The organism is Paenibacillus sp. FSL E2-0177 (assembly GCF_037992975.1).
GTDB classification, from domain to species: Bacteria; Bacillota; Bacilli; order Paenibacillales; family Paenibacillaceae; genus Paenibacillus_AQ; species Paenibacillus_AQ odorifer.
In genome coordinates this window covers 5,534,381-5,560,935 of sequence record NZ_CP150307.1, presented here as the reverse complement: position 1 = coordinate 5,560,935, position 26,555 = coordinate 5,534,381, and the positions used below count along the sequence as shown (strand labels likewise).

At 45.3% G+C, this 26,555-nt stretch carries 28 protein-coding genes and 1 other annotated feature; of the genes, 27 read left to right on the top strand and 1 reads right to left on the bottom strand.

Annotation, left to right across the window (positions count from 1 at the left end; genetic code table 11):
* The first annotated feature begins 1 nt into the window (after window position 1).
* The 5 genes from MHI25_RS24875 (at window position 2) to MHI25_RS24855 (ending at window position 6,853) form a co-directional block, all read left to right on the top strand.
* Window positions 2–1,378, top strand: a complete 1,377-nt coding sequence (locus MHI25_RS24875) for a folylpolyglutamate synthase/dihydrofolate synthase family protein (RefSeq protein WP_340394527.1) — start codon at window positions 2–4, stop codon at window positions 1,376–1,378.
* 6 nt (window positions 1,379–1,384) lie between these two features.
* Window positions 1,385–2,761, top strand: a complete 1,377-nt coding sequence (gene murC, locus MHI25_RS24870; protein ID WP_036685137.1) for a UDP-N-acetylmuramate--L-alanine ligase — start codon at window positions 1,385–1,387, stop codon at window positions 2,759–2,761.
* A gap of 209 nt (window positions 2,762–2,970) precedes the next feature.
* The gene (locus MHI25_RS24865) at window positions 2,971–4,137 is read left to right on the top strand and encodes a GGDEF domain-containing protein (protein ID WP_076129397.1); all 1,167 of its coding nucleotides are present in this window, start codon (window positions 2,971–2,973) and stop codon (window positions 4,135–4,137) included.
* Window positions 4,138–4,170: 33 nt separating this feature from the next.
* The gene (locus tag MHI25_RS24860; RefSeq protein ID WP_248549649.1) at window positions 4,171–5,328 is read left to right on the top strand and encodes a GGDEF domain-containing protein; all 1,158 of its coding nucleotides are present in this window, start codon (window positions 4,171–4,173) and stop codon (window positions 5,326–5,328) included.
* 337 nt (window positions 5,329–5,665) lie between these two features.
* Window positions 5,666–6,853: a glycosyltransferase gene (locus MHI25_RS24855; protein WP_076129395.1), complete on the top strand. Its 1,188-nt coding sequence runs from the start codon at window positions 5,666–5,668 to the stop codon at window positions 6,851–6,853.
* Between the two features lie 92 nt (window positions 6,854–6,945).
* Here the strand turns inward: MHI25_RS24855 and MHI25_RS24850 are convergent, their stop codons facing one another.
* On the bottom strand, window positions 6,946–7,932 hold the full coding sequence (locus tag MHI25_RS24850) for a diaminopimelate dehydrogenase (RefSeq protein WP_076280015.1): 987 nt from the start codon (window positions 7,930–7,932) through the stop codon (window positions 6,946–6,948).
* 216 nt (window positions 7,933–8,148) lie between these two features.
* On the opposite strand from MHI25_RS24850, the gene MHI25_RS24845 reads away from it, so the two are divergent.
* The 22 genes from MHI25_RS24845 (at window position 8,149) to MHI25_RS24740 (ending at window position 26,462) form a co-directional block, all read left to right on the top strand.
* Window positions 8,149–9,387, top strand: a complete 1,239-nt coding sequence (locus MHI25_RS24845; protein ID WP_076194477.1) for an SPOR domain-containing protein — start codon at window positions 8,149–8,151, stop codon at window positions 9,385–9,387.
* Between the two features lie 199 nt (window positions 9,388–9,586).
* Window positions 9,587–9,832, top strand: a complete 246-nt coding sequence (locus MHI25_RS24840) for a DUF4321 domain-containing protein (protein ID WP_036685144.1) — start codon at window positions 9,587–9,589, stop codon at window positions 9,830–9,832.
* A gap of 34 nt (window positions 9,833–9,866) precedes the next feature.
* Complete coding sequence (locus MHI25_RS24835; RefSeq protein ID WP_076186081.1) at window positions 9,867–10,463, top strand: Maf family protein; 597 nt, start codon at window positions 9,867–9,869, stop codon at window positions 10,461–10,463.
* A 25-nt stretch (window positions 10,464–10,488) separates the two neighbouring features.
* Window positions 10,489–11,178 carry a DNA repair protein RadC gene (gene radC / locus MHI25_RS24830; RefSeq protein ID WP_036685147.1) on the top strand — a complete coding sequence of 230 codons (690 nt, stop codon included), beginning with the start codon at window positions 10,489–10,491 and terminating at the stop codon, window positions 11,176–11,178.
* Window positions 11,179–11,216: 38 nt separating this feature from the next.
* Complete coding sequence (locus tag MHI25_RS24825; RefSeq protein WP_036685150.1) at window positions 11,217–12,251, top strand: rod shape-determining protein; 1,035 nt, start codon at window positions 11,217–11,219, stop codon at window positions 12,249–12,251.
* A 62-nt stretch (window positions 12,252–12,313) separates the two neighbouring features.
* Entirely contained in the window at window positions 12,314–13,192 is an 879-nt protein-coding gene (gene mreC / locus MHI25_RS24820) for a rod shape-determining protein MreC (RefSeq protein ID WP_076129391.1), read from the top strand.
* Window positions 13,192–13,722 carry a rod shape-determining protein MreD gene (gene mreD / locus MHI25_RS24815; RefSeq protein WP_081386380.1) on the top strand — a complete coding sequence of 177 codons (531 nt, stop codon included), beginning with the start codon at window positions 13,192–13,194 and terminating at the stop codon, window positions 13,720–13,722. Before mreC ends, mreD begins: the two co-directional genes overlap by 1 nt.
* Before the next feature lie 79 nt (window positions 13,723–13,801).
* On the top strand, window positions 13,802–14,461 hold the full coding sequence (minC, locus tag MHI25_RS24810) for a septum site-determining protein MinC (RefSeq protein ID WP_036685154.1): 660 nt from the start codon (window positions 13,802–13,804) through the stop codon (window positions 14,459–14,461).
* Window positions 14,462–14,466: 5 nt separating this feature from the next.
* Entirely contained in the window at window positions 14,467–15,261 is a 795-nt protein-coding gene (gene minD / locus MHI25_RS24805) for a septum site-determining protein MinD (protein WP_036685156.1), read from the top strand.
* Between the two features lie 202 nt (window positions 15,262–15,463).
* Window positions 15,464–16,360 (top strand): M23 family metallopeptidase, encoded by an 897-nt coding sequence (locus MHI25_RS24800; RefSeq protein ID WP_076194474.1) that lies wholly within the window; start codon window positions 15,464–15,466, stop codon window positions 16,358–16,360.
* Window positions 16,353–17,195 carry a M50 family metallopeptidase gene (locus MHI25_RS24795; RefSeq protein WP_036685160.1) on the top strand — a complete coding sequence of 281 codons (843 nt, stop codon included), beginning with the start codon at window positions 16,353–16,355 and terminating at the stop codon, window positions 17,193–17,195. The genes MHI25_RS24800 and MHI25_RS24795 overlap by 8 nt, the downstream gene beginning before the upstream one ends.
* A 54-nt stretch (window positions 17,196–17,249) precedes the next feature.
* Window positions 17,250–18,491: an Rne/Rng family ribonuclease gene (locus MHI25_RS24790; protein WP_038573035.1), complete on the top strand. Its 1,242-nt coding sequence runs from the start codon at window positions 17,250–17,252 to the stop codon at window positions 18,489–18,491.
* Window positions 18,472–18,639: a hypothetical protein gene (locus MHI25_RS24785; protein ID WP_175617377.1), complete on the top strand. Its 168-nt coding sequence runs from the start codon at window positions 18,472–18,474 to the stop codon at window positions 18,637–18,639. The genes MHI25_RS24790 and MHI25_RS24785 overlap by 20 nt, the downstream gene beginning before the upstream one ends.
* Window positions 18,554–18,640 (top strand) — a sequence feature (ribosomal protein L21 leader region). (Overlaps the previous gene by 86 nt.)
* A 14-nt stretch (window positions 18,641–18,654) precedes the next feature.
* Window positions 18,655–18,966 carry a 50S ribosomal protein L21 gene (gene rplU, locus MHI25_RS24780; RefSeq protein ID WP_036685166.1) on the top strand — a complete coding sequence of 104 codons (312 nt, stop codon included), beginning with the start codon at window positions 18,655–18,657 and terminating at the stop codon, window positions 18,964–18,966.
* 12 nt (window positions 18,967–18,978) lie between these two features.
* Entirely contained in the window at window positions 18,979–19,314 is a 336-nt protein-coding gene (locus tag MHI25_RS24775; protein ID WP_036685168.1) for a ribosomal-processing cysteine protease Prp, read from the top strand.
* 17 nt (window positions 19,315–19,331) lie between these two features.
* Window positions 19,332–19,643 carry a 50S ribosomal protein L27 gene (rpmA, locus tag MHI25_RS24770; RefSeq protein ID WP_036685171.1) on the top strand — a complete coding sequence of 104 codons (312 nt, stop codon included), beginning with the start codon at window positions 19,332–19,334 and terminating at the stop codon, window positions 19,641–19,643.
* A gap of 243 nt (window positions 19,644–19,886) precedes the next feature.
* Window positions 19,887–20,627 (top strand): Spo0B domain-containing protein, encoded by a 741-nt coding sequence (locus tag MHI25_RS24765; protein WP_076105522.1) that lies wholly within the window; start codon window positions 19,887–19,889, stop codon window positions 20,625–20,627.
* A 15-nt stretch (window positions 20,628–20,642) separates the two neighbouring features.
* Window positions 20,643–21,953: a GTPase ObgE gene (gene obgE / locus MHI25_RS24760; RefSeq protein WP_036685174.1), complete on the top strand. Its 1,311-nt coding sequence runs from the start codon at window positions 20,643–20,645 to the stop codon at window positions 21,951–21,953.
* A 210-nt stretch (window positions 21,954–22,163) separates the two neighbouring features.
* Window positions 22,164–23,486 (top strand): SPFH domain-containing protein, encoded by a 1,323-nt coding sequence (locus MHI25_RS24755; protein ID WP_038573034.1) that lies wholly within the window; start codon window positions 22,164–22,166, stop codon window positions 23,484–23,486.
* Window positions 23,487–23,496: 10 nt separating this feature from the next.
* Window positions 23,497–24,243, top strand: coding sequence for a hypothetical protein (locus MHI25_RS24750; RefSeq protein ID WP_076129386.1), 747 nt, complete (start codon window positions 23,497–23,499; stop codon window positions 24,241–24,243).
* Between the two features lie 14 nt (window positions 24,244–24,257).
* On the top strand, window positions 24,258–25,034 hold the full coding sequence (locus MHI25_RS24745; protein WP_248549646.1) for a hypothetical protein: 777 nt from the start codon (window positions 24,258–24,260) through the stop codon (window positions 25,032–25,034).
* Between the two features lie 66 nt (window positions 25,035–25,100).
* Complete coding sequence (locus tag MHI25_RS24740) at window positions 25,101–26,462, top strand: hypothetical protein (protein WP_076129385.1); 1,362 nt, start codon at window positions 25,101–25,103, stop codon at window positions 26,460–26,462.
* Window positions 26,463–26,555 lie beyond the last annotated feature (93 nt).

Genomic DNA, 26,555 nt, shown 5'->3' with positions numbered 1-26,555 from the left:
CATGGATGACCTAAATCGGGGCGGGAGCACCGCCCCTCTTGCGACATATACCGAAGCGGTTAACTGGATCAAGGGCCGGATTCCTTTTGGAATCCGGCCAGGTTTAGACAGAATTGAGATGTTGATGGACAAGCTGGGAAACCCGCACCGTCGGCTGAAATTTATTCATGTGGCGGGTACCAACGGCAAAGGCTCCACCTGTGCTTTTTTGACAAGCGCACTGTTGCAAAGCGGCTATTCTGTCGGCACCTTCACGTCTCCGTATATTACGAAGTTCACGAACAGGTTCCAATATAATAATACGGACATTCCTGAAGAAACTCTTCTTGAGCTAGTGAATACCCTTCGTCCTTTGGTAGATGAGATTGCAGAAACGGAATTTGGCTCACCAACGATGTTTGAGGTAACTACAGCTGTGGCCATTCTATTTTTTGCGGGTGTTTCTTGTCCGGATGTTGTCGTATGGGAGACTGGGCTTGGGGGAAGGCTGGATGTAACGAACATCGTTACTCCGATCGTGTCGGTGATTACAAATGTCGGCCATGACCATATGGATATTCTGGGAGATACGCTTGAGAAGGTTGCAATGGAGAAAGCCGGAATTATCAAACCCGGTGTACCTGTTGTTAGCTGCGTAAATCAACCGGAAGTCGTGGCTGTACTCAAGGAGAAAGCGGCGGCTTGCCGCTCTACTCTTTATCTTGCCGGAGAAGATTTTAGCTATGAAGCTACTGGAATCCATGGGGATGTGCAGACCTTTAACTTTAAGGGTCCCTTCCGTTCGCTTGATCTTGGGATTGTGATGAAAGGCGAACACCAGATTAGCAATGCGGCGGGAGCCATGATGGTTCTTGAAGTTTTGCGCCAGTATATGGCGTTCATGTTAGAGGATGAAGATGTTCTGGAAGGATTGCGTCATGCATTTTGGGCTGGAAGGCTGGAAGAGGTAAGTAAATCTCCGAGGATCGTACTGGATGGAGCACATAATCCGGAAGGCGCGGAGAGCCTTGCCAAAAGCCTGCCACAGCTCTATAAATACGGTAAATTAAATTTACTTATGGGAATGATGGCAAATAAGCATCATGAATCCTACTTTAAGCATATACTGCCTATAGTGGATACGCTCATCCTGACCGAACCGGATTTCCAGAACAAAATGGACGCGGAGCATCTGCAGGTTATCGCAGAAAGTCTGCGGGATAAATATGCCAAGGAAAACTTGGTAATCATAGTAGAACATAATTGGGGAAAAGCGCTGCAACAACTGAAGTCGATTACAGCGGAGGATGACCTTGCCGTCGTATCTGGTACGCTGTATTTGATTTCTGACGTGCGCGGTACACTTTTGCAGCAACCCGATACTGAAAAAGGCTGGTGACGACTGTTGGATACTACTGAACGTGTGCATTTTATAGGGATCGGCGGCTACGGTATGAGCGCGATTGCCCGAGTAATGCTAGAAATGGGATATACGGTTACGGGCTCCGATGTGGCTGCCCAAGAATTGACGGATAAATTGATTGCTAAAGGTGCCAAGATTTATATTGGGCATACAGCAGAACAAGTAAAAGGTGCGGATCTCGTCGTGTACTCTACGGCTTTGTCCAGCGATAATGTGGAATGGGTGGAAGCAGAGCGTCTTAAGATTCCAATTCTGCACCGCTCACAAATGTTAGCCCGTTTATTGAACGAACGTAAAGGGGTAGCCGTTGCCGGAGCGCATGGTAAAACAACTACATCCTCTATGATCGCACTTGTAATGGAAGAGTGTGAAGTTGATCCTACGTATATTATCGGCGGAGAGATTATGAACGTCGGTACGAATGCAAAGGCAGGACAAGGCGATTATGTAGTGGCGGAAGCGGATGAGAGTGATGGCTCTTTCTTGCACTATCACCCTTGGCTTGGAATTGTCACGAATGTGGAAGCAGATCACTTGGAGAATTACGGCGGAGATTTTAACCGTCTCAAGGCTGCTTATGTACAGTTTATGAACCAGACCCGTGAAGACGGCACTGCGATTGTGTGTGCAGATGACGAGAACGTGATTTCTTTATTGCCTGAAGTGTCAGGTAAGGTGATTACTTACGGCATCAAGTCGAAGACTGCAGATTATATTGCCACAGACATCGTTCTTGGCGACCGTCAGGTTTCATATACGATGAACCATAATGGCGTAGTATTGGGACAAATTGAACTATCCGTGCCAGGCCAGTACAATCTGTATAATTCAATGGCTGCGGTTATCGCTTGTTTGAAATCAGGAATCTCTTTTGAAAAAATCGCTGAAGCGATCGTGAAATTCCATGGTGCGAAGCGCCGTTTTCAAGTGCTCGGAGAAGTCGATGACATTCTGGTCATCGATGATTATGCGCATCACCCAACTGAAATTCAGGCGACAATCAGTGCTGCTAAGGCAACGGGGAAACGGATTATTGCCGTATTCCAGCCTCAGCGGTATACACGTACGTTCTTCCTGCTAGATGCTTTCAGCCGCGCCTTTAGCGAAGCAGATGAGGTGATCATCACCGACATCTACTCTCCGGCAGGTGAGAAGCAGATTGAGGGGGTTACATCTGCGAAGCTGGTTGAGCTTATTGTGCAGAACAGTAACGCTGGTGCAAGACATCTGCCAACCAAAGAAGATGTGCTTGCTGATCTGAAACCTCGTATTGCCCCAGGTGACCTAGTGATTACGATGGGCGCAGGCGATATCTGGAAGGTTGGATACGCATTGGCGGACGGCTTGAAGAAGCGTTAATACAAACACAGGCCTACACGAGAATATTCATATTCTCTTGACCATAGCACTTCCCCCCGAGCTCCGTGCAGGGGGAAGTGCTTTTTTGTATACTTAAGCGGTGTATGTACATTCTAAAAAATGAAATAAATAGGGTATTTGCTGAACCAGCCATTGAGTGCTATAGTGCTGTCAGTAGAGGATCAATTTTTCCGTGTAGGTGGTGACTCATGGACTCCCAGCTTGATATCAAAACGTTAGTGTATTTATTTATTTTTGGAAATCTATTTATATTGCTGCTGATAACCAATTACCGGAGGAGCGCTCCTAAAGACAGGGCATCCACCTTATTCATACGCTCAAAGGCGGTGCAGCTGCTCTTCTGGTGTTCATTATTATTATGGGGTCATATCCCCCGCGCTTTATCCATTCCACTTAGCAACGCTTTGATTCTTTTAGGCTGCTGTCTGGAGATTATTGCTTTATTGCTGATGATGGGAATCCTTGGTCAGCGGATAAAGTTGTATTACATAACGCTTTCCATACTTAGTTCGATTACTTTTAGTATTGTTGCGATCTTCTTTCATCATTCCAGCTGGCGCATAGCCTGTACCTCATTATGGTCGATACTGTTTATTGTCTATCCAGCTTACCACCTCACGGTGAACCCCAAAGGCACCCCTCTTCAGAAGATACTCGGAATATTGTTTTACGCTTTTGCAGGGATTATGCTGCTCCGCGCGATTGTTGCATTGATCTGGGAGCCAGAGATGAACGTGTTCACAACTAATCTTTCGCAGTATTTATATTACCTGGGGATGTATTTATTGTTGATTGTGGGAGCCGCAGGCTTTATTCTACTTTCTAACGAGCATTCCTTTGTAAAACTGAAACGAATCGCTAGCTACGATGATCTGACTGGAATCCTTAACCGTGGAGCATTTCTTGAGGAAGCTGAGGTACGGCTTGAGAAGGCAGTTGCTGAGCAAGAGTACTTTTCGTTTATGCTGCTGGATTTGGATCATTTCAAAGAAATCAATGATACATACGGCCATGATACCGGCGATGTTGTTCTGGAAGAATTCGCATTGACGATTAAGGACAACCTCGAAAACAGCGATTTATTTGGCAGGCTGGGCGGCGAGGAATTTGCAGTTATCCTTTGCGGGCTGGATGAAGCTAGCTGTGACCGGAAAGCTGAAGTGTTACGAAAGGCAGTAATGAAGACGCCTACACAAAAACTTTTACAAGGCTATACAGTTAGTATAGGTGTAATTACAATCATACCGGATCAGGAGATTTGGATAAATAAGCTGTACAAGCTGAGCGATAAAGCGTTATACCAAGCCAAACAAGAAGGAAGAAACCGAGTGGTCAGATACAATTATATTTATTGAGCTTAGAGAATACAGGGGGTGAAATTCACTAACATGCATCTGGATCTCAAAACACTGCTGGTCTGCCTCTTTATGTGGCAATCCTTTACGGTATTGCTTATTGTCGTCTATCGTTTGCGTTACGCGCAGGAACGGACTTCTACCTTGTTTGTCACGGCAAAATATTTGCAGCTGGCAGCTTTAATTCTCCTTTTGCTGAATGATTTCACAGACTCACGACTTCCCATTCCAATCAGTATGCTGCTTGCTTTAGCTGGAGGTACGCTGGAAAGCTTAGCGCTTCTGATGCTTCTCAGAGTTTTTGGGAGTAGGATTGAACGATATTATACGATCCTGTTCGGAGTATCCATTGTCATCGTAGTGCTACTGCATATAATTATGCCAGATGAGCGGTTGGTTATGGCTGCAACTTGTCTATTTGGGATTATGATCATAGCGTTGCCAGCTTATATATTAGCTGTGAAGATTAGAGAAACCTCTCTCCAGCGAACCATAGGATTGTTGTACTTTGTTGTAATTTTAGCGCTGGTTAGCAAGGGACTTGAACCGTTTTATTCGATGTTAGGATGGAATGCACAGACCTCTCACTGGCTGCAGATATTTTTTTATCTGGGGGTTTATTTGCTTATGTTCTTAGGAACTGCAGGCATCATGCTGCTTTATAGGGAGGATTCCTTTACAGAATTGGAACGGGTGGCCACTTATGATGTGTTGACAGGTATTTTGAATCGCAGATCCTTTGTACAGCGCGCCCGGCCTTTAATAGCTGCCTCAGCAATGAAGAAGCTGCCGTATTCTTTTTTACTGCTGGATGTGGATCACTTTAAACGCATAAACGATACCTACGGCCACAATACCGGCGACCATGTTCTGAAGGATCTGGCTCATAAAATAAAACAGCAGCTTGGCAATGGTGATCTGTTCGGAAGATTCGGTGGTGAGGAGTTCACTGTGCTGCTGCATAGAGCCGATGAACAAAACAGTGATATGATTGCAGAGCGGATGCGCACAGCCGTTACAGGGGCGGTCATTCATGGTGTGCCCTTGCATTACACGATAAGTGTTGGCATCATCACGGTGGATTCAGGTGAACGATACGCATTGAACACTCTTTACAAACTTAGTGACACTGCATTGTATCAGGCTAAGAAAAAGGGCCGGAACTGTGTAGTTAGAAGCTATGACAACTAAAGTGTCTTCCTTTCGACATTAAGCGAGGGAGATGCTTTTTTTGTATGCAAAGAGGCGTAGTACATATTACCTAAAGATTACGATTTCTATCCATAGAGCAATTCATGATTATGTATGGCGTAAAAAAAGGGGTTTTAGTCTATATTTTAGAAAATGTGGCGTTTTATAAGGGTAAATCGTGATAGAATTTTGGAAACTCAGAAAAAAACTTAAAAAATTTTAGACTTCTCCTATAAATCGACAAAACTTTTAATTGAAATGAGTTACTATTGAACTGCATCTAAAGTTTCAGTTAGTAGATGGGGGTTTTTATTACAAAATACAAGGAGCCAGAGTCATGCGAGAAAGAATGCTGTTCCTATCAGCCCAGAATCAAAGCGCAGAGGATCTAGAAGGAGAAATGAGAACAGGGAGTATTCTCGAGATTTTGCTTGGGAAATTTGATATAGATTTGCTGACGTACGGCAGTGCCAACCAAACCGTGTCTATAAATGAGCGGACGGCACTTACGGTTCATAACATTAATGAAGATTATACGACCTGGAGGCCAATGCTGCGCCCCTTACATAAACTGCGGAATTTCTCAAATTTAAGTCATATAGATAAAGATATGAAGAACACTATTTTGGAGCTTTGCCGTTCGAATAATTACAAGCATGTATTTATATCGCATGTCCTATTGGGTAAATGCATTGATATGGTGCGGAACTTGCTTCCAGAAGCCAGTGTGATCACAGATACCTATAGTTTTGCAAACGGAAGCGGAGGATCTGCCGGAGAGACAGGAAAGTTAAGCAGGAAGAATCCATATAATAAACTCAATGCCGCTTGGGATCGTAGGAATAAACGGCGATTAATGAATAAAACGGGTCTACTTTTAGCAACCTCGGAATGGGATGCACTAGCGTTCAAATCTCTATCATTTGCGGATGCCCGTAAGGTTCATGTTGTCCCCCATTTCATTAAGATGAATGAGTATGAGACTTTTGCAGAGCCTGTAACTAAAGAAAATTCAATTGTGCTGCACTGGAATATGAATATGAGACTGGGAATAGATGCAGCCCGAGTATTCTTTAAAAAAACCTATCCCATGATTAAGGAGCAAGTGCCCGATATCAAAAGTTATATTATCAGCTCAGAGGTTCACCCGGAGGTCATGACTTTGATTAAGGAAGATGAATCGGTCATAGTCACTGGATCAGTAAATTCCTCTACTGAATACATACGACGGTCTAAAGCTGTTCTGGTGCCCATCCTTGAAGGCTGCGAAGTTTCTAGAAATATACTGGAATCCTGGGCGCTTAAAACCCCGGTGGTTACTAGCTCTATCATGTGTGAGAAGCTGAATTGTGAGCATAACCGAAATATTTTGCTGGCTAATACCTCGGTTGAGGTGGTTGGAAGTGTACTGAATTTACTGAAAAATCCTGAGCTTGGTGCTATTATTGCGGATCGTGCGCATGAGACTTTGTTGAAGAATTACGAAATGAATCATGTTAAGAGTAAGATTCTTAGTCTTGTATAGAGGGTTGTCAGACATGATGCTTGCCGCTCTGGACAACAAATAACCCGCGAGGACCCTTAAAAGTCCTACGCGGGTTATTTGTTGACAGGATTTTAGAGCAAGTTGCGGCGCAGTTCTTCTGGTGATTTCGGAGACAACATCCCAAGTGGAATATCGAAAACAGTACGCGCTCCGCTTTGACCTTCTTGACTCATACGCTGAGCAGCTCTGGCATAAGCCACAAGCACACTAGCTGTAAATTCAGGATTGCTCTCCAGCTTCAGGCCAAATTCAACAATTTGTTTCGTGCCTTCTCCTGTTACCCCACTGCGAATAACAAATCCGCCGTGCGGAATACCGCTATGCTGAGCTGCCAGTTCTTCTTCAGTGATGAAAGTAACCGTAGTATCATAATCTGCAAAATAGTTCGGCATATTCACAATTTCTTCGCGAATGCGCTCTTGATCTGCACCTGTCTCAGCTACTACAAAACACTCTCTAAGATGTTTTTCACGAGTAGTGAGTTCTGGTGTTTCACCCGCACGGATGGCCTCGATAACCTCTTGTACTGGAACAGTATACTGTACGCCACCTTTAACGCCTTCTACTCTGCGAATGGCATCAGAGTGACCTTGGCTGACGCCTTTACCCCAGAAAGTATATTCTTTACCTTGTGGAAGAATAGCTTCAGCTAGCAGACGGTTCATGGAGAACAGGCCTGGATCCCAGCCCGTAGAAATTACGCTGAGTGTTCCGCCTTGTTTAGCTGCGGCATCAACGGTCGCAAAGAACTCAGGGATTTTGGCATGAGTGTCAAAGCTGTCCACGGTATTAAACATCCGGGCAATAGCTGGTGTCTGTTCTGGCAGATCGGTAGCCGATCCTCCGCACAGAATCATAACATCTACTTTTCCCTTATATTGTTCGACGGCAGAGATATGCTCGAATTTCACACCGGTTTCACCGGCTTCCAGTTGTCCAGGCTCTCTGCGCGTAAAGATCGCAACCAGCTCGATATCTTCACTTTGGTTAATAGCCTTACGTACACCTTTTCCTAAATTACCGTAGCCCACAATTGCTGCTTGAATTTTTTGTTTCAGAAAAAGCCCTCCTAAACTGTAATGAACTAAAATCCTATTTCTAGCTTAACTAGTATAGTGCACACTTTTAGCTCTTTTTATATAGTATATAAAAGTTACATGTAATGTAAACTGAATCCGTATAACTTTCATTATTCATTTGGCTATAAAAATAGCATATCTCTCTATTGTCTATCATATATTTCCATATAGATTAGATGAGGTGAGGTGTTACTGTTGAATAACGGAAGAATGACATTCCGATTTGACGTGAATAAGGACGAGCCTAAGCCAAAACCGCAGGTAGTGGAGCGCTGGTCCAGTGGCGGACTGGGTACAGCTGAAGAATATGCAGAGGAGTTGCGCAAGGAGGTCGGTCCAGCACAGCAGCATACTTGGGTGCAAGAACCTGATCTACGCTCTACGCGTGAGGCACCGCCGGAGGATGCTTACGACTATTACTCAGGAACTGTAGATCCACGCCAGCAAGAATGGGACGAACAGGATAGAGATTTCAGAAATACGCAGCAATCGTATCTGCTCTCAGATTTGGTACTAGATGACAGAGATAAATCAGCAGAGGTTTACACGGGAGGTTATGGGGGCTCATATCATACTCGTCGCCCATCGTATTGGTGGAAATTATCCCTGTCTGTGGTGGGGGCCATCGGCACAGGTCTACTGCTTGGGTATGCGGCGCTTTCCTTTTTTTATGGAGGAAACATGGATAGTAGTTCAGGAACCGGGATAACAGATACATTGGCTACTTCAGGGCAGACTTCCGGAGCTAATGATCCAGCAGGTGTAGGAACCTCGGGATTGCCGGTTACGGGCACAGATGATGCTGGCAAAAACAGTATTCCTGTTCAAGTGGCTGCGCAAAGCTACTACCTGCTGCAGTATGGCGTATTCAGTACGCCGGCAGGCGCGGAACAAGCTAGACAAGAGCTGTTGGACGCTGGCTTGGCTGCGGGCTTGGACCCTGCTGACGGAAATCGTGTATATGCCGGAATGTCCTCTGACCGTGAACAAGCTAAGCTGCTCAGCAGTGGACTGAAGAATCAAGGGATTGAGCTTTATGTAAGAGAGGTGGATCTTCCCGGAGTGGAACGATTAGGATTTGCCGGAAATGCGGAGGCTGTGAATAGTTATTTTGCGGTGAGTGGACAGTTGCTCAGTGAACTAAGCAGTCAATCCGCTTCTTTACTCAGTGGCGGACAAACGGATGCGGCAGCTAATACCTCAGCTGTGAGTGATCTTCATCTCCAATGGAGTGAAGCTGTTAAAGCTCTGGAGCAAGGCATAACGCCTGAAGCCAAAAGCATTTGCGCAGCGCTAGAGAAATCTATGAGCCAAGGAATTTCAGCACTGAGTGAATATAACAAGAACAAGGCGCAAGCCCTGCTTTGGGAAGTGCAGGAATCCATGCTGAGCTTCTTGACCAGCCAAAAACAGCTGCTGTCTGCTATGAATTGAATGCTTGGATTGCGGATTCAAAATAACAACAAGTCTCCGGGGAATTGGGGGCTTGTTGTTTTTTTCGGAGAGGGGTATCGTTCCGCAACTTTTAGGGCAAAAGGTGGTAAACATTACCGTAGGGGATTTTACGTTTGTATTGATCACCGTTTCACCGTATAATAATTAGGGTGTCAAAAAATGGCGAGGGAAGACTGAGATGAAGAAGAAAAATGTAGGAACACTGCTGTTATTTCTAATTCTAGGCTGGCTGGCTGGAGCCTGGATCGCCAAGCTGCTGCAGCCCGTAAAGGCTCTGTCTTTTCTAACAACATCGACTGTGCTCAAATGGTCTCCGCGAGCCGATTTAGACATCATAACCTATGACATCACTATTCATTTGAAATTGTGCATGCTTAGTCTCGCCGGTATTATTACAGCTGTATGGCTGTACCGCAGACTGTAACTCTCGTTACTGAGCAAGAAGGGACGTTTACAACGTGGACAACTCACCACTCATTATTCTAGCCTCAGGTTCACCGCGTCGACGTGAGCTGTTATCCTTACTGGGTTTACCCTTTGAGGTCATTACCAGCGAAGCTGATGAGAGCACACCGCCGGATTGGACGCCGGAGAGAATCGTGCGCAGTCTAGCTTTGCGAAAAGCAGAAGCCGTAGTAGCTACAGCCGGAGAGCGTAACGCAGTCATTATAGGAAGCGACACAATTGTTGTACTAGATAATACTGTGCTAGGCAAACCGGTGGACAAGCTGGACAGCAAAGCGATGCTTACCAGACTTCAGGGCCGAACTCATAAGGTATACACGGGTGTAGCCTGCCTCGGACTCCCGAATGGGAAGACTATAGTGGAGCACCGTGTTACTTCCGTAACGATGAGGGCAATGACTGAAGAGGAAATTGCTGCTTATATAGCTACGGGAGAGCCCGCTGATAAGGCTGGCTCTTATGCGATACAAGGGCTTGGGTCCATTTTGGTGGAACGAATTGAAGGCTGTTATTTCAATGTAGTCGGATTGCCTTTGTCGCTTCTTGGCGAAATGCTATCCGAGTTCGGTATAACTGTATTGAGCCGGTAGGAAGCCTGGGGAAAGAGGGATAGGGATGGAGTCGCAACCAATTATGCTGCGGGACCTCCCCCATGAAGAACGACCTAGAGAGCGCATGATGCATTATGGGGCGGAATCATTAAGTCAAGCGGAGTTGTTAGCCATTCTGCTGCGTACGGGAACACGCCGCGAGTCGGCTATTCATATTGCACAGCAGATGCTGGGGAAGATCGGTGGCCTGCGTGGGCTAGTTGACCTTAGCATCGAAGAACTGACCAAAATCAACGGTATCGGTCCTGCCAAGGCCGTACAACTAAAAGCAGGCATCGAACTGGGAAGGCGCCTTGCGAATTCCAGGTTCAATATGCCGGTCATTATCCGCTGTCCTGGGGACGCTGCTGAGATTCTGACTGAGCAATTGCGTTATTTGCAAAAGGAGCATTTTGTCTGTCTGTTTCTGAACACGAAGAATCATGTGATTGGACAAGAAACATTGTCCATGGGCAGCCTGAATGCTTCGATCGTTCATCCTCGTGAGGTATTCAGAGCAGCTATAAAATGCAGTAGCGCCTCTATTATATGCGCGCATAATCATCCTAGTGGTGATCCAACACCTAGTCCAGAAGATATTTCCCTAACTGCTAGATTGCTTCAGGCAGGTGAGATTATCGGAATAGATGTGCTGGACCATCTAATTATCGGAGATAGCAGTTTCGTAAGCTTGAAAGAAAAAGGACATATGTAATATAAATGTAGATTTACTTAGGAAAAGGAGAAATTAGCATGTTGGGTGGTTTCACAAAAGATTTAGGAATTGACTTGGGGACAGCGAATACGCTTGTCTACGTACGCGGTAAGGGTGTTGTTGTAAGAGAGCCTTCCGTTGTAGCCATTAACACTGATACTAAGACGATTGAAGCTGTGGGTGAATCCGCCAAAAAAATGATCGGTCGTACACCTGGAAACATCCGTGCGATCCGTCCGATGAAAGATGGCGTTATCGCTGATTTTGATACAACGGCTACGATGATTAAATATTTTATTCGTCAAGCACAGAAACAGCGTTCTATGTTCCAGCGTCATCCTAATGTAATGGTCTGCGTGCCATCTGGCATTACTGCTGTAGAGCAACGTGCGGTAGAAGATGCTACCAAACAAGCTGGAGCTCGCGAAGCTTACATTATCGAAGAGCCTTTTGCTGCTGCTATCGGCGCGGATCTGCCAGTATGGGAGCCTACAGGTAGTATGGTTGTAGATATCGGTGGAGGTACAACTGAAGTTGCTGTAATTTCGCTCGGCGGTATTGTTACTAGCCGTTCAGTGCGTGTTGCAGGTGATGAGGCGGATGAGTCCATCATTCAATACATCAAACGTCAATACAATCTGATGATCGGTGAACGTACTTCGGAGCAGCTCAAAATGGATGTTGGCTCTGCCCTTCCTCTTGAAAAGGCTGAAACCATGGAAATTCGCGGCCGTGATCTCGTAACAGGTCTGCCAAAAACACTTACAATTACTTCTGATGAAATCTGTGAAGCTTTGTCTGACACAGTGAATGCTATTATTGAAGCTGTTAAAGTAACGTTGGAAAAATGTCCGCCAGAGCTTGCAGCAGATATTATGGATCGTGGAATTGTTTTGACAGGTGGGGGAGCTTTGCTTCGCAACTTGGATAAGCTGCTTGCACGTGAGACGGGAATGCCGGTTATTGTTGCTGAGAATCCACTGGACTGTGTAGCTATTGGAACCGGTAAGGCACTTGAGAACATTCATTTGTTCAAGAGCCGCAGCGGATCCAGTCTTCGTTCGAAGAGATAAGATGATGTTCTACCACTTGTGTAAGTCAACCCCTGTTATGGGAGAAATACTGTTGTTAGAGGGTGTTGAAACTGTTTAAACTCTTAAGCAATAAACGTCTGTTTATTCTGTTGATTACACTGGTGCTGTTCATTGTGGTAATGGGCTTCAGCTTGGCAACAAGGAAAGGCTTGTCCTGGCCGGAGAACTTTCTCAGAGATTCGACTGGTTTCGTGCAAAAAATGTTCTACAAGCCCGCTGGATATGTAGCGGGCTTGTTTGAAGATATTGGAAATCTGAGTGATCTTGCTAAAGAAAATGAACAGCTTAAAATTATGGCTGCCCAGTATGCACGTGATAAAGCCCAGTATAATTTTATTAAAGCACAGAATGAAGACTTGGAAAAAAAATGGCAATTCACTAAAGAACAGAAGAATTTGTATAAGTATGAATATCGTATTGCGCAAGTAATTAGCCAGACTACAGAACCAAGCAACAGCACCATTGTAATTGATTTAGGCTCCAAAGATGGTGTCAGACCTAATATGTCTGTTATTTCAACCGATGGTCTGGTAGGTGTTATCAGTCAAGTTAGCAATTTCACTTCTACTGTGAAACTGATGACCATGATGGACACTAATGATCCTAATTCCCAGCCGCCTATTGCGGCAACTGCCTTTAATAAAGAGGGTAAGTCCTTTGGGATGATTGAGAGTTATAATCCAGAGACGAACAGACTGCTGATGACCAAGATTCCACCGGGTGATCCTATTGCAGCGGAGGATACTATTCTGTCTTCCGGTATTGGAGGCTTGTATCCAAGGGGGTTGACAATAGGCACAGTTGAAAGCGTCGATGTTGGTGAATTTGGATTAACCTCCACAGCAGTGATAAAGCCTTCAGCAGAATTTCAGGACTGGAAGCATTTGATTGTTGTGTTTACGGAGGAGCGTGCTGAATAGTGAATATGCGCAGATCAGTTCTTATTCTGATACTGTTCCTCTTATTTATTGTGGAGGGAACCATCTTACCTTGGCTGATTCCAGATGTGTGGCAGATGCGAATCATTCCGAATTTGGTTTTTGTAGTGTTATTGTTCGTGACTATATATCATCATCGGCATACAGCACTTATATTGGGATTATGTTTTGGAATGCTGCATGATGTCGTTTTTTACGGCAGAATTCTTGGAGCACACTCTTTTGCGATGGGATTGTCGGCTTATTTAATCGGCCTTTTATTTCAGATTCCACGTGCTCCGCTGCCCCTTATGATGACTGTGGTTCTGCTTGGAAGTCTACTTGGGGATAGTATACTATTTGGTATCTATAGTGTATTTAATCTTAATCAAGAACCTTATAGCTGGGCGATTTTGAATCACATGCTGCCGACGATGCTTTTTCATTTTGCCATCGGGCTACTCTTCTACATACCGGTTCGGCGCCAGCTTGAGCTAATCAAGAAAGAAACGAATAAGGAAGAAGCGGCTTAAAGAGCTTCTATTTTCTTTCTATACAAAGCAGGAATTTAAGGGGCCCGGCACGAATGAATGAGGATAGGGGGCCAGGCATATGACAGTAAAATCCAAGCATGTAAGGATTAAGGGCATCAAGGATGGCCTGATATTCCTGCTAGACGACAAATGTCCCTTTGAAGATCTTCTGAGCGAGCTTCGCTATAAGCTGGAGCACAGCCATCAAAATATTTTAACTGGACCGATTGTACATGTGGACATAAAGCTGGGCAATCGTACCGTAACTGAGGAAGACAAGGAAGCTGTGCTGGAGATTCTTAAGGGACAGGGAAATCTGTTGATTCGATCTATAGAGGCGCTTCCAGCGCCCGGCAGTGAGGATAATGACGCATTGTTTCTGATGAGCGGAATTCTACGTTCCGGTCAGGTGCTGCACCATAACGGAAATCTTCTATATCTGGGGGATGTGAACCCTGGGGGGACCATAACCTGTTCAGGCGATATTTATATACTAGGTTCGCTAAGAGGGATGGCGCATGCTGGAGTAGACGGGAATGAGGAAGCGATTATAGCTGCTTCTTTAATGTCTCCAACGCAGCTGCGAATTGCCGATATTATTAGTCGTCCGCCCGATGAATGGGAAACCCGAGAAAGCAGTATGGAATTTGCATATTTAACAAACGGAGCTATGCAGATCGATAAGATTCATAATTTGGTCAAATTACGTCAGGATTTAAATGTGTTTAAAGGGGTGTAGCCTCCATGGGAGAAGCGATAGTCGTAACCTCGGGCAAAGGCGGAGTTGGCAAAACAACCACAACAGCCAACATTGGAACCGCACTTGCACTGCAGGGCAAAAAAGTATGTCTCGTCGATACCGACATTGGACTGCGTAATCTGGATGTAGTTATGGGGCTTGAGAATCGTATTATTTATGATCTTGTGGATGTAGCGGAAGGACGTTGCCGCCTTAATCAAGCGCTCGTTAAAGACAAGCGCTTTGATGAATTGTATATGCTGCCTGCAGCTCAAACAAAGGATAAAACGGCTGTCTCTCCTGAACAAGTAAGAGATATCATTCTTGAACTAAAGAAGGAATATGAGTATGTTCTGATCGATTGTCCGGCAGGAATCGAGCACGGCTTCCGCAATGCGATTGCCGGTGCGGATAAAGCGATTGTGGTTACCACACCAGAGCATGCCGCTGTACGGGATGCCGATCGTATAATCGGACTATTAGAACAGTCGAGTGTGGAATCGCCGAAATTGGTGGTAAACCGTATTCGCCCAGGTCTTGTGAAGTCTGGGGATATGCTTGATATTGAGGATATATTACAGGTGCTGAACATTGATCTTATCGGAATTGTTCCGGATGATGAATTAGTCATTAAAGCCGCAAATAACGGAGAACCTACAGTTATGAATCCCGATTCTTCAGCTGCTATTGCCTATCGCAATATTGCACGCCGAATTCTAGGTGATGCTGTACCCCTGATGCAGCTTGACCGGAAACCGGGAGCATTTAAGAAACTTAAGAAATTTTTCGGCATGGCTTAATTTTTACTAAGCAATCCTATGATAAGAAGCATACACGGGTCCCACCAGTAGAGAAATCTATGGTGGGGCTTATTTTTTTTGAATAAATATGAATGTATGGCATTTCCGGGATTTAAATGGTCTGTCTTGGAGGGGCTTGTTCTAAAGAGACTTCCGTGCTTCATAAAATGGAAGTAAAACAAGCCCGTCCGGAGGGATAAATATGGATCAGAAATCAGATATCAAGAATCGCCGCAAGGAGCGTATTCGTAGTTTATTGGAGGAACTCCCGGAAGTCTCAGCAGTCTCAGGAGTTTCGGAAGTCCCGGAACTAGAAATAGCGGAGGCTCCCCCTTTATTTATTATGCCGGATAAGAGTACGAGCTTTAAGGAATGGGGAACAGGATTTAAGAATGCCGATCAATCCTCTGTAGAGCCCGATCCAGAGGTGATGTGGAAAAAGAGTCGTGGAGGCTGGGAGGATAACGGCGGTGGAGGCTCAAATTTTACTGCCGGTTTTATTCGGCGCTTTGTTGCTAGTGTACTTGTGTTTGGAGCAGTGTGGGGGATTTTTGCGGTACATCAGCCATGGTCCTATAAGATGCAAGCTTTTATTAGTGATGCGTTAAGCAATGACATGGATTTCACGGCTGTGAGAGTCTGGTATGAGGAGAACTTTAACGGAGCTCCAGCGTTCATTCCGATATTTGGGGATAAAGATGAGCCTGCTCAAAAAGTGGCCGCTCATCATCAACTTACTGCCCCGATAGCTGGGAGCATTGTCCAGCCTTTTGCATCTACGCTAAAAGGGGTGGAAATTATGCCTCAAATCGATTCAACCTTAAATGTGACGGTGAAAAGTATAGACATGGGACGTATTCTCTCCATCTCTAAGGAGCTGGAAGGGGGCATTCGAATTGCTGTTCAGCATTCAGGCGGTGTCACTGCAGAATACGGACATTTGAGCGGCACCAAGCTGGAGGTTGATGACTGGGTGCAGAGCGGGGATTCACTCGGTTGGATGATGGAGAAGGACGTATCCTCAGCTTCAACACTATTTTTCGCAGTGATAAAAGACAAGACTTATATTGATCCTACAGAAGTGGTATCGTTTGATTAGGATCTTTGGTATCGAACTGTCACTACATCCACTGTTCGTGATCATTATGTTATTCTCCGTGGTCACGGGACAATTTCTAGAGCTGCTCACCTTATTTACGATTGTCTTCATTCATGAAATGGGACATGTCGTTGCGGCTCTTTTGGCCGGTGTTACAGTTAAGTCGGTTCAGCTTCTTCCGTTTGGCGGAGTGGCTGTTATTGAAGATCATGGGCGGCTTACAGCCAGTCGTGAGATCGGAATAGCCCTTGCCGGTCCACTGCAAAATGGAATTATGATCGTTATTGCTTTTGGACTTCAACAAGCCGGTTATGGCAATCAGGAATTTCTGACCTATTTTATTCATGCCAATGCCATTATTGGGCTTTTTAATCTAGTGCCAGTGCTGCCGCTTGACGGAGGTAAAGTGCTTCAGGCCACTATTAGTTTAGTACTTCCTTATTACTACACTTTGTTATGGACTGGACGGGTGAGTGTAGCCGCAAGTGTCCTTGTGATTATATATGCGCTGCTGCCTCTTGGAGCGGGTGGAGGCCTTAGGCTGAATATGGTCATGATCGGAGCTTTTCTGCTGTATTCGAATTTCACCGACCATCGTAATTTACCGTACCGGTTTGTTGCTTTTTTGATGAATCGGGAGGCTGTTTATGAGTATCATTTGCGAACAGGAAGCGTAGCTCGTCCAATAGTTGCATTATCTGCGAAACCTTTAGATGATATATTGCGTCTATTTAAACGTAATCAATATCATTTTATCTATGTGTTAAACGGTAAAGGAAATGTTGTTGCTGTTGTGCCGGAACAGCGCTTAATATCAACCTACTTCGGAATATAGTGTATTTATGCAGAGAATGTGAAGGAATGAACGAACGAAACCAGAGGTGAAGCCATGAAACAGATGATCGTTCACTGCACGCAGCACATTACCCGAATGGCTCTTCTGGAAAACGGAAGGCTGGTGGAGTACGCGGCTGAACGCGATCAGCAGCAAGGGTTGGTCGGGAGTTATTACAAGGGCCGTGTGATTAACGTACTTCCAGGTATGCAGGCTGCTTTTGTTGATATCGGACAGAAGAAGAATGCTTTTTTATATGTTGATGATGTATTGCATCCTAATTTGGATAAACAGCCTGATGTGAAGCCCTCTATCGAGACGCTTTTGCAGCCGGGACAGGATATTGTTGTTCAAGTGCGGAAAGAGCCGAGCGGCGGAAAAGGCGCACGTGTAACGACTCATTATACGTTGCCCGGGCGCTGGATGGTGTACATGCCCTTTGCAGAATACGTTGGTGTCTCCAAAAAAATAAGCCGGGAAGCAGAGCGCAGTCGTCTCAAAGGAATCGGAGAACGTCTGCGAATGAAAGAAGAAGGGCTTATTATGCGGACGGTTTCTCAGGACGAGCCACATGAAGCTGTGGAGGGTGATCTTTCTTTTCTGCGTGCCCAATGGGAGAATATTACACGAAAAGCACAAACGGTAGAGGCTCCCGCTTTACTACATCGTGATCTTAGTATTGTCCAACGCTTTATAAGAGATGCCTTTAATCCGCAACGGGATCAGTTGATTATTGATTCATCTGCCGCAGCTAGAGAAGCAACAGCCTTTCTGGACGACATGGCTCCTGAAGGGTACAAGCCAGTCTGTCTTTATAATGGAGCGGAGTCTATTTTCGCTGCTTATGGTATTCAGGATCAATTGCTCAAGAGCTTCAGCCGCAAAATCACGCTGGAGGGCGGAGCAACAATGATCTGGGATGAGACAGAGGCGTTAACCGTAATTGATGTCAACACCGCTCAATACATTGGCGGAGCATCGCTTGAAGAAACGGTTACCAATACGAATTTGCTCGCAGCTGAGGAGATCGGTCGTTTGATCCGGTTACGCGATACTGGTGGAATCATTATTGTCGATTTTATTGATATGGAACAAGAGCTTCACCGCAAGATGGTCACAGAGCGATTAGAGAAAGTGATCTGCAAGGATCGCACCAAAACACATATTTTGGGGTGGACAAGACTCGGGCTGCTCGAGATGACCAGAAAGAAGGCAAGGCATGATTCAGCCAGCTTTGCGCCTGTGATTTGCCAGTGTTGCGGGGGAACCGGAAAAGTTGGAGAATGGCTGGAATGAGTTGACGATATGTCATAAGTATGATACTATCTTCAAGTATGTGTTTGATGTAGTTGATCCTGCACATGCTGTAACCGCTCCGATCGGGTACATAAGCGCAGTTCCTACGGGAATTCTGCCACCTAGACTAGGCGAGTCTGAGACATGAGGAGGTGCAAGTAAAATGTATGCAATTATCGAAACTGGTGGTAAACAATACAAAGTCCAAGAGGGCGACGTTTTGTTCATTGAAAAGTTGGAAGCTGAAGACGGCGCAAGTGTAACTTTTGACCGTGTATTGGCTGTTTCTAATGATGGTGGTCTGACTGCAGGAACTCCGCTAGTAAGCGGCGCGTCTGTAACAGCTAAAGTCGAGAAACATGGTAAAGGCGCTAAGGTTGTAGTTTACAAATACAAACCTAAGAAGAACTACCACAAGAAACAAGGTCATCGTCAACCGTACACGAAAGTAACTATCGAGAAGATTCAAGCGTAAGAAGGTGCGTTAATGATTAGCGTGCGGATTACACGATTATCGGATCTAGGAACTATCGTTGGCTTTGAGGTTAAAGGGCATGCGGGTTATGCGAAGCGTGGCGAAGATATCGTATGTGCCGGGGTATCCGCTGTAACAGTTGGAACCGTCAATTCGATTGAGACCTTGACCGGAATCTCCATGGATACATCCATGAAGAACGGATTCTTAAGTGGAACATTAAGTTCTGTTGAAGATTTCGATACTTCCGCGAAGGTACAGTTGCTGCTTGAATCCATGGTCGTAATGCTGAATGATATCGCAGAATCATACGGGAAGTATATTCAAATACAGCAAGTAAATATTTAAAGAAGGAGGTTGACAACATGTTGAAATTGAATCTTCAATTGTTCGCATCGAAAAAAGGTGTAGGTTCCACAAAAAACGGACGGGATTCCCATTCCAAACGTCTTGGCGTGAAACGTGCTGACGGTCAAGCAGTAACCGGCGGTAACATCTTGGTTCGTCAACGCGGAACAAAAATTCACCCAGGAACTAACGTAGGCATCGGTAAAGATGATACTTTGTTCGCAATGGTGGATGGCGTAGTGAAGTTCGAACGTTGGGGTCGCGATCGCAAAAAAGTGAGCGTGTACCCAGTTGATGTCGCTCCGGTAGCAGCGGCACTGGAAGCGTAAGCTTACGGACCATATGAGCAAGTAGAAGCCTCCGGCATGAGTGCCGGAGGCTTTTTTGTAGAATATTCATAATTATTTGTGTTGCAAAGTTGGAATGGTTAGATAGATGTGAAATTCTCGTTATTATCTCTGGTGAACTACAGTGAACGCGTGTGTTATACTAGGAAATGGTAAATGATACTAACAAAACAAATTATCTAAACGAAGTCATGAATTTTGCGAACTGAGGGACGGGGAGAAAGAATGAAATCCTGGAAAAGTGCAATCTGGGCAGTCATGTTATCCGTAATGCTTCCTTTAGGTCTTTTGTATTGGCATACTTCTCTTCTGACGTGTCTATTACTCGGAGTCTGGGTAGTGGCAATCGTTGCTTTCAGTTTTATCTGGAGCCAGCGTCATTATGAACGGGAGCTGCGTATACAAGAGAACACTCTGCAACAGGCGGCGATTCGGACACTGAATCATCATCGACATGATTGGATGAACGATTTGCAGATTCTATACGGATATATTCAGCTTGGAAAGCCTAATAAATCCGTGGAGTGTGTGGAAAGAATAAAGGAACGCATAGCACTTGATAGTCGTATCGCTAAGTTGGGCATTCCTTCATTGGTTTTCTATATCCAATCCTTCCGAACTAACAGGTCTAGTCTGGAATTGGAAGTTCAGGTGGAGGAAGGGTTGCAGCTAGAGGACAAGCTAAATCCAGAAGCAGGAGATGAGCTGACTTCAGTGATTATGCAGACCATACGGGCTTATCAGTACAACGGGCTGGCTCCTCAGGGGGAGACGCGCAAGCTGCGCCTTGGCTTTTTTCAGGATGGAGGAGACATTCTTATCTCCTTCGAAGGCGAGGGGGAGCATGGCAATCCCGAGCTGCTCAAAGGGCAAATTTATAATATAGTACAAGGAAAAATCATGAAAGCAGAGCAGTTTAAGCCTAGCAGGGCTTATGTAGAGCTGCGATTACCGCTTGAAATGTGAGGAAGGTGAACATTTATGTTCGTAGATAAAGCTAAGATTTATGTTAAAGGCGGTGACGGCGGGGATGGTCTCGTTGCGTTTCGCCGGGAGAAATATGTACCGGAGGGTGGTCCTGCCGGTGGTGACGGAGGCCGTGGAGGCGACGTTATTTTCCGTGTAGATGAGGGACTGCGCACGTTGATGGATTTCCGTTATCAGCGCCACTTCAAAGCTGACAAAGGGATTAAAGGACGGAACAAAAGCCAACATGGAGCGAATGCGGATCATATGATCGTTCGTATTCCGCCAGGAACCATTCTGATTGACGATGATACGCAAGAGATCATTGCCGATATGACGCGTCATGGACAACAGGTTGTAGTTGCACGTGGAGGCCGTGGAGGCCGGGGTAACACCCGTTTTGCCACAGCTAATAATACTGCACCAGAGCTTGCGGAGAACGGTGAAGAAGGCCAAGAGCGTTATGTTGTTATGGAACTTAAGGTAATGGCTGATGTAGGGCTTGTAGGCTTCCCGAGTGTGGGTAAATCTACGTTGCTGTCGGTTGTGTCCGCTGCTCAGCCCAAAATCGGAGCTTACCATTTCACAACAATTACACCGAATTTAGGGGTAGTGGATGTTGGGGATGGCCGAAGCTTTGTGATGGCGGATCTGCCTGGATTAATCGAGGGAGCTAGTGAAGGCATAGGTCTGGGTCACGAATTCCTGCGTCACGTTGAACGTACGCGTATCATCATTCATGTAGTTGATATGTCTGGCTCTGAGGGCCGTGATCCCTTCGAGGATTGGGTTCTAATTAATGATGAGCTGAAGCAGTACAATGCTAGTCTAATCGATCGTCCGCAGATTGTGGCGGCGAATAAGATGGATATGCCTGAATCAGAAGAGAATCTTATTTCTTTCCGCGAACGCGTAGCTGAGGTGCGGCCGGATTTAGAAATCATGCCAATTTCATCCCTTACCCGTCAGGGTGTTCAGGAGCTCCTATATCGTGCAACGGATATTCTCGACAGCATTCCGGTTGCGCCGGTGGTTGAGGAAGTTGCTGAAACTACTGAACGTAAGGTGTATAAGCTGGAAGCAGAAGAGGATAATTCCTTTACTATTACACGGGATAACGAGGCGTTTGTGGTCACAAGCCCACGTATCGAACGTATGCTGAAGCGCATGCAGCTTAGCACACATGATGCGATTCTCAAGCTGGCACGGACTTTGCGTCATATGGGTGTAGATGCAGAGCTTCGTAAACGCGGTGCTGTAGAAGGAACGATTGTCCGTATCGCTGATTTCGAATTCGAATTCGTTGAGAACAGCAGCTACTATTAATATTTAGCTGACTATGAAGCGCCAACTATGGTTTTCCTGTAAAGGGATAGCATAGTTGGCGCTTTTTTTGTGAGGAGATCAGTAATTTTTTTCAATAAAAGAACCCAAAACACGATATATATCGTATACAATAAATATCGAAATACACTAATTCCCATTTGGGAGCGTACACGTTATTTATATATAAGATAATGAAAGAAGGAATAGCAGATGGCAATTATAGAAGTGGTGAAGTATGACGGTCCTCCAGGTATATTTGCATGGAAATATCCTAACCAGGAGCTGGGGACATGGACACAACTAATCGTTAATGAATCCCAGGAAGCGATTCTATTCAAGGGCGGACAAGCGCTTGATTCTTTTACAGCTGGGCGGCACACCCTAAGCACCGCTAATATACCTATTTTATCCAATATCGTTAATCTTCCTTTTGGTGGAAAATCACCATTTACGGCTGAAGTATGGTATGTGAATAAGACGAATTCGATGAATGTCAAATGGGGAACGAGCTCACCTTTACAGCTTCAGGATCCCAAATACAAAATTATGATTTCTGTTCGTTCTTTTGGGCAGTTTGGTGTAAAAATCGATGATCCGCGAAAATTCTTGCTGAAGCTCGTAGGGACGCTCCCGCAGTTTGATCATGAAACACTTATCAGTTATTTCCGCGGACTGCTGATGTCGAATATAAATGAACTTATTTCTTCTTACCTTGTGCACAAGCAAATCAGCATACTGGAGATTAATGCTTATGTTGCAGAGATCTCCAAACATATTCAGGGCCGACTAGCCTCGGCTTTCTTGGATAATGGCATTGAGCTGAATAATTTCTATATTGATTCGATCAATATTCCAGAGGATGATCCGGCAACGATTCGTTTGAAGGAAGCTTTGGCTAAAAAAGCGGAAATGGATATCATGGGCTTCACCTATCAGCAGGAGCGTGGTTTTGACACGATGGAAGAAGCGGCAGGTAATCCTGGCAATCTTGGAGTGGGCATGATGAACACCGGGATGGGGCTTGGACTTGGAATGGGATTTGCTGGACCCGCTATGGATATGGTGAACCGTATGACTAGAGGGATGAACTTGGATTCAGGGACTACAGTTATACGTCAAGAGCAGCGTTCCTGCTCTAAGTGTGGAGTTATGAATCCAGTAGAGGGACGGTTCTGCAGCGGTTGTGGGCAGGCGCTTGGAGGCAACCCGCAAGGTTCTCCCTCTGCGAACAAGATCAAATGTTTTGAATGCGGGCATGAACTAAATGCGGGAGCTAAGTTCTGTCCAGGTTGCGGGAATCCTTATCGTCCTTGCCCATCCTGTAAAGCAGATAATCCTGAGGGAGCGGCTTCTTGTGTCTCCTGTGGAAAAGAAATGCCTAAAGCTTGCGGTAAATGTGGGACTATGGTAGCGCCAGGGGTGAAATTCTGTCCTCATTGTGGAGACAGCATGGTGATTAAATGCAGCGGCTGTGGACATGAGCTGAAAGCTGGACAAAAATTCTGTGCAGAGTGCGGAACAAAAGCAGGCTAAGGAGGACCTAATGAACAAAAGCAGGAGATATATATACATTATTACCATCATTTATGCGGTAGCTATAGTACTGACAGTGTTCTCGTTTATTGGATTAGGTTTCTCCGACTCACTGTTTCGGTTCATAATTTCTTTATCCGCGGTTCTGCTAGCAGAAAGTGTAATCTATGGCTATTGTATTTTTTGGCTCCGAACGGCAAGTAGCATTCAGCAGACTCCGCCTGTTCTTATCAGCGGCGCAATCATTACGGGAATCTATGCAGCCATCGTATTTGTATCGGCCTTACTCTTCGATTGGCTGCTGGAGTTACCCGCCTTGTGGTACGCAGCCGAACAATTGCTGATTCTTGTGTTAGGAGCGATCACTTTGGCCGCGATAGGGCTTTACGGGTGGAATGCTGGGGCAGGGGAACAGCAAGCCAAAAGGTCTTTACAAAAGTTTCGGCGGTATCAGAACGAATTAACTGAAATGAGTGAGCTGGCTAGTAGCTGGAAGAATTCCGAATCCGAGCAGCTAGTGAACGTGTTAGATATGTTGGAGGAAAAATTTAAGTACAGTGATCCGATATCAGAACCGTCTTTATATGCTACAGAGGATATTCTGCAGCAGCAGATTTCTCTGTTACATGATCACGTGAAGCTACTGCTGGCGACCCAAGAGCCACATGAGGGCTGGCAGGTAGAAGTAAATGAGATGTCAGAGAGTATAAAGTCTACACTTCAGCGGCGTAACCGTGAATTAGCGGCACTTAAATAGGAGGAGTTTACTACATGAACAGTTTGAACCTACAAGAGCCGTCACCGCTCCCGGGAGGAAATGCAGCCGTTCCCCGGCTTAAATACGAACGTACCGGGTTTGATTATGTTATTCTCGCGGCTGCTTATCTGCTGATGCCAGTTGGACTTGTGCTTGCCTTGTTACGTTTGATGACAACGCATTACAAAAATTACCGTAGACCGACTAACCTCAATCTGCTGATGCATGTATTTATTGGTGGGTTTGTTGAACTTTCTATTGCTATGTTTTCTAGTGCGCTCAATGGGGAATTTGGAACTTCTGAATTAGTATCAACGCTTATTTTAATTGCAATCATGTTTTTGACTCCAGCTTTTATACTGGCCAGTGTGACAGCGAAAGCTAAATATACCCTTTCTAAGCTTAACACTTCTTATATAGAGCTGATTCGAAATAAGAATATCCGGCATATTGGCAGTATATCTGAACGAATAGGCCAAAGTGAAAGTGATGTACGGAGAGATGTCCAGTATCTGAAGGATAAAGGACTGCTTGATATTGATGTCGCATTATCCGAAGGGCGCCAGACGCCAGAACCATCAGCAGCTAATCAAGGTTACCCTGAAAGTACTTCGGGCTTTGGAGGAACGGGGAGAACCCAAGCATCGGGGCAGCAGATACCTGCGCAGCCTCAGTCTCCGCCGCAACTGCCTAAGTCTATCCGTTGTCCGGGGTGCGGAGCCCAGAATACTGTGCTCCCAAGCCAATCTAAAAGCTGTGATTACTGTGGAACGAAGATCCCGTACAATTAATGCCGTCAACCAACAGATTAGCTGCATCGCATATAGGATTACATAAATAAGGGGATTAAAGACAAAATGAGTGGATTGGATATACGCAGACAGCCGCCGACATCGGGAAAACCTGTGTACAAGCATGAATATGAGCGGACGGCGTTTGATTATACGACTATTGTGTTTGCGTATGTATTTGCTCCGGTTGGCTTTATATTGGCTGCCATTCGGTTATTATCTACACATTCCAAGAGACAGCGCAAAGCAAGCAATATTAACCTGTTTTATCATGCGTGTATGGGTGCCTTTGTAGAATTGGCGATCTATTTCATTATTAGCAAGCTACTCGGTCAAATCGATTATGTCGCACTCTTGATCAGGCTGGTGATTATCTACGCATTGTTTAGGATTCCCGCCATCAAATTGTCGGTTAGGGCCGTAGGATGGAGAGAGGGATTCACCTATCTTTGCAATGACTATATCGCATTGGTTCTTGTGGACGGCATAAGGCATATCGGCAGCCTATCCGATATTCGCGGATTCAGTGAAGAGAATGTCCGCGAGGTTTTGGAATATTTAAAAGATCAGGGAGTGCTTTCTCCAGATATTGTTTATTATGAAGGACGTGTAGACAATCCATTTGTAAAATTGCCGCCGAAGCTTATTTATTCCAAACGGGCACAAGCACTGGTGCGTGCGCCTGAGAATAATCTTCGCTACCGTAACAAGCGAGACCGGACAGTGTTTGATCGAATCATCATGGCGATTGCCTATTTGTTTGCTCCGCTTGGGTTTGTACTTGCGATGCTTCGTTTTGTAAGCACTCATTATAAGAATGAGCGGAAATCATTTAACTACAAATTGCTCTATCATGTATGTATGGGAGCTTTTATGGAACTTGCTGTCCTCTTCGCCGTGGGGACCTACAAAGGGGATTTTAAGTGGTACACTTTATTGATCATTCTGGTGGTCCTCTACGTGATCTTTATAATTCCGGCGGACAGCTTTGCAGGGAGGGCTACCTTTGCAACAGAAAACTTTGATTTTCTGTGCAAGAAGTATCTCATGCTGATCGTAGTGGATGATGTTAGGCATATTGGTAATTTAGCTGATATCACGAGACAAAGTGAAGATGATGTACGTAGAGACCTACGGTATTTGGTGAGATGGGGGTTACTTGCTTCTGATCTTGTCTATTATGAAGGACGTGTTAAGCTCTTAGATAAACAACCGCCCAATCTTGTACATCCTGACCGGGCACAGCCCTCCGCGGCATCAGAGAACCAGCCATCATCTGGGCGGCAGTCATTGCCGGAGAATAGGCCTAAGCCACCTGTCCAACTGCCGAAATCCATCGTTTGTCCGAGTTGCGGTGCTAAGAGTAGAGTACTTCCAGGGCAGGATAAAATCTGTGACTATTGCGGGACGACGATTCCATACAGTTAGTGTACATACGATTGCCTTCTGCCCCCGGGAATCCGGGGGTTTTACTACACCTAACTACCCGGCCTTGGAGCATCCAGATAAAGTTATTGCATT

What these genes read in the sequence shown, in the direction of transcription:
- MHI25_RS24875 (WP_340394527.1), top strand. Translation starts at nt 2, where the DNA reads ATGGATGACCTAAATCGGGGCGGGAGCACCGCCCCTCTTGCGACATAT.
- MHI25_RS24865 (WP_076129397.1), top strand. Translation starts at nt 2,971, where the DNA reads ATGGACTCCCAGCTTGATATCAAAACGTTAGTGTATTTATTTATTTTT.
- MHI25_RS24860 (WP_248549649.1), top strand. Translation starts at nt 4,171, where the DNA reads ATGCATCTGGATCTCAAAACACTGCTGGTCTGCCTCTTTATGTGGCAA.
- MHI25_RS24855 (WP_076129395.1), top strand. Translation starts at nt 5,666, where the DNA reads ATGCGAGAAAGAATGCTGTTCCTATCAGCCCAGAATCAAAGCGCAGAG.
- MHI25_RS24840 (WP_036685144.1), top strand. Translation starts at nt 9,587, where the DNA reads ATGAAGAAGAAAAATGTAGGAACACTGCTGTTATTTCTAATTCTAGGC.
- radC (WP_036685147.1), top strand. Translation starts at nt 10,489, where the DNA reads ATGGAGTCGCAACCAATTATGCTGCGGGACCTCCCCCATGAAGAACGA.
- MHI25_RS24825 (WP_036685150.1), top strand. Translation starts at nt 11,217, where the DNA reads ATGTTGGGTGGTTTCACAAAAGATTTAGGAATTGACTTGGGGACAGCG.
- minC (WP_036685154.1), top strand. Translation starts at nt 13,802, where the DNA reads ATGACAGTAAAATCCAAGCATGTAAGGATTAAGGGCATCAAGGATGGC.
- minD (WP_036685156.1), top strand. Translation starts at nt 14,467, where the DNA reads ATGGGAGAAGCGATAGTCGTAACCTCGGGCAAAGGCGGAGTTGGCAAA.
- MHI25_RS24800 (WP_076194474.1), top strand. Translation starts at nt 15,464, where the DNA reads ATGGATCAGAAATCAGATATCAAGAATCGCCGCAAGGAGCGTATTCGT.
- MHI25_RS24790 (WP_038573035.1), top strand. Translation starts at nt 17,250, where the DNA reads ATGAAACAGATGATCGTTCACTGCACGCAGCACATTACCCGAATGGCT.
- rplU (WP_036685166.1), top strand. Translation starts at nt 18,655, where the DNA reads ATGTATGCAATTATCGAAACTGGTGGTAAACAATACAAAGTCCAAGAG.
- MHI25_RS24775 (WP_036685168.1), top strand. Translation starts at nt 18,979, where the DNA reads ATGATTAGCGTGCGGATTACACGATTATCGGATCTAGGAACTATCGTT.
- rpmA (WP_036685171.1), top strand. Translation starts at nt 19,332, where the DNA reads ATGTTGAAATTGAATCTTCAATTGTTCGCATCGAAAAAAGGTGTAGGT.
- MHI25_RS24765 (WP_076105522.1), top strand. Translation starts at nt 19,887, where the DNA reads ATGAAATCCTGGAAAAGTGCAATCTGGGCAGTCATGTTATCCGTAATG.
- obgE (WP_036685174.1), top strand. Translation starts at nt 20,643, where the DNA reads ATGTTCGTAGATAAAGCTAAGATTTATGTTAAAGGCGGTGACGGCGGG.
- MHI25_RS24755 (WP_038573034.1), top strand. Translation starts at nt 22,164, where the DNA reads ATGGCAATTATAGAAGTGGTGAAGTATGACGGTCCTCCAGGTATATTT.
- MHI25_RS24750 (WP_076129386.1), top strand. Translation starts at nt 23,497, where the DNA reads ATGAACAAAAGCAGGAGATATATATACATTATTACCATCATTTATGCG.
- MHI25_RS24745 (WP_248549646.1), top strand. Translation starts at nt 24,258, where the DNA reads ATGAACAGTTTGAACCTACAAGAGCCGTCACCGCTCCCGGGAGGAAAT.
- MHI25_RS24740 (WP_076129385.1), top strand. Translation starts at nt 25,101, where the DNA reads ATGAGTGGATTGGATATACGCAGACAGCCGCCGACATCGGGAAAACCT.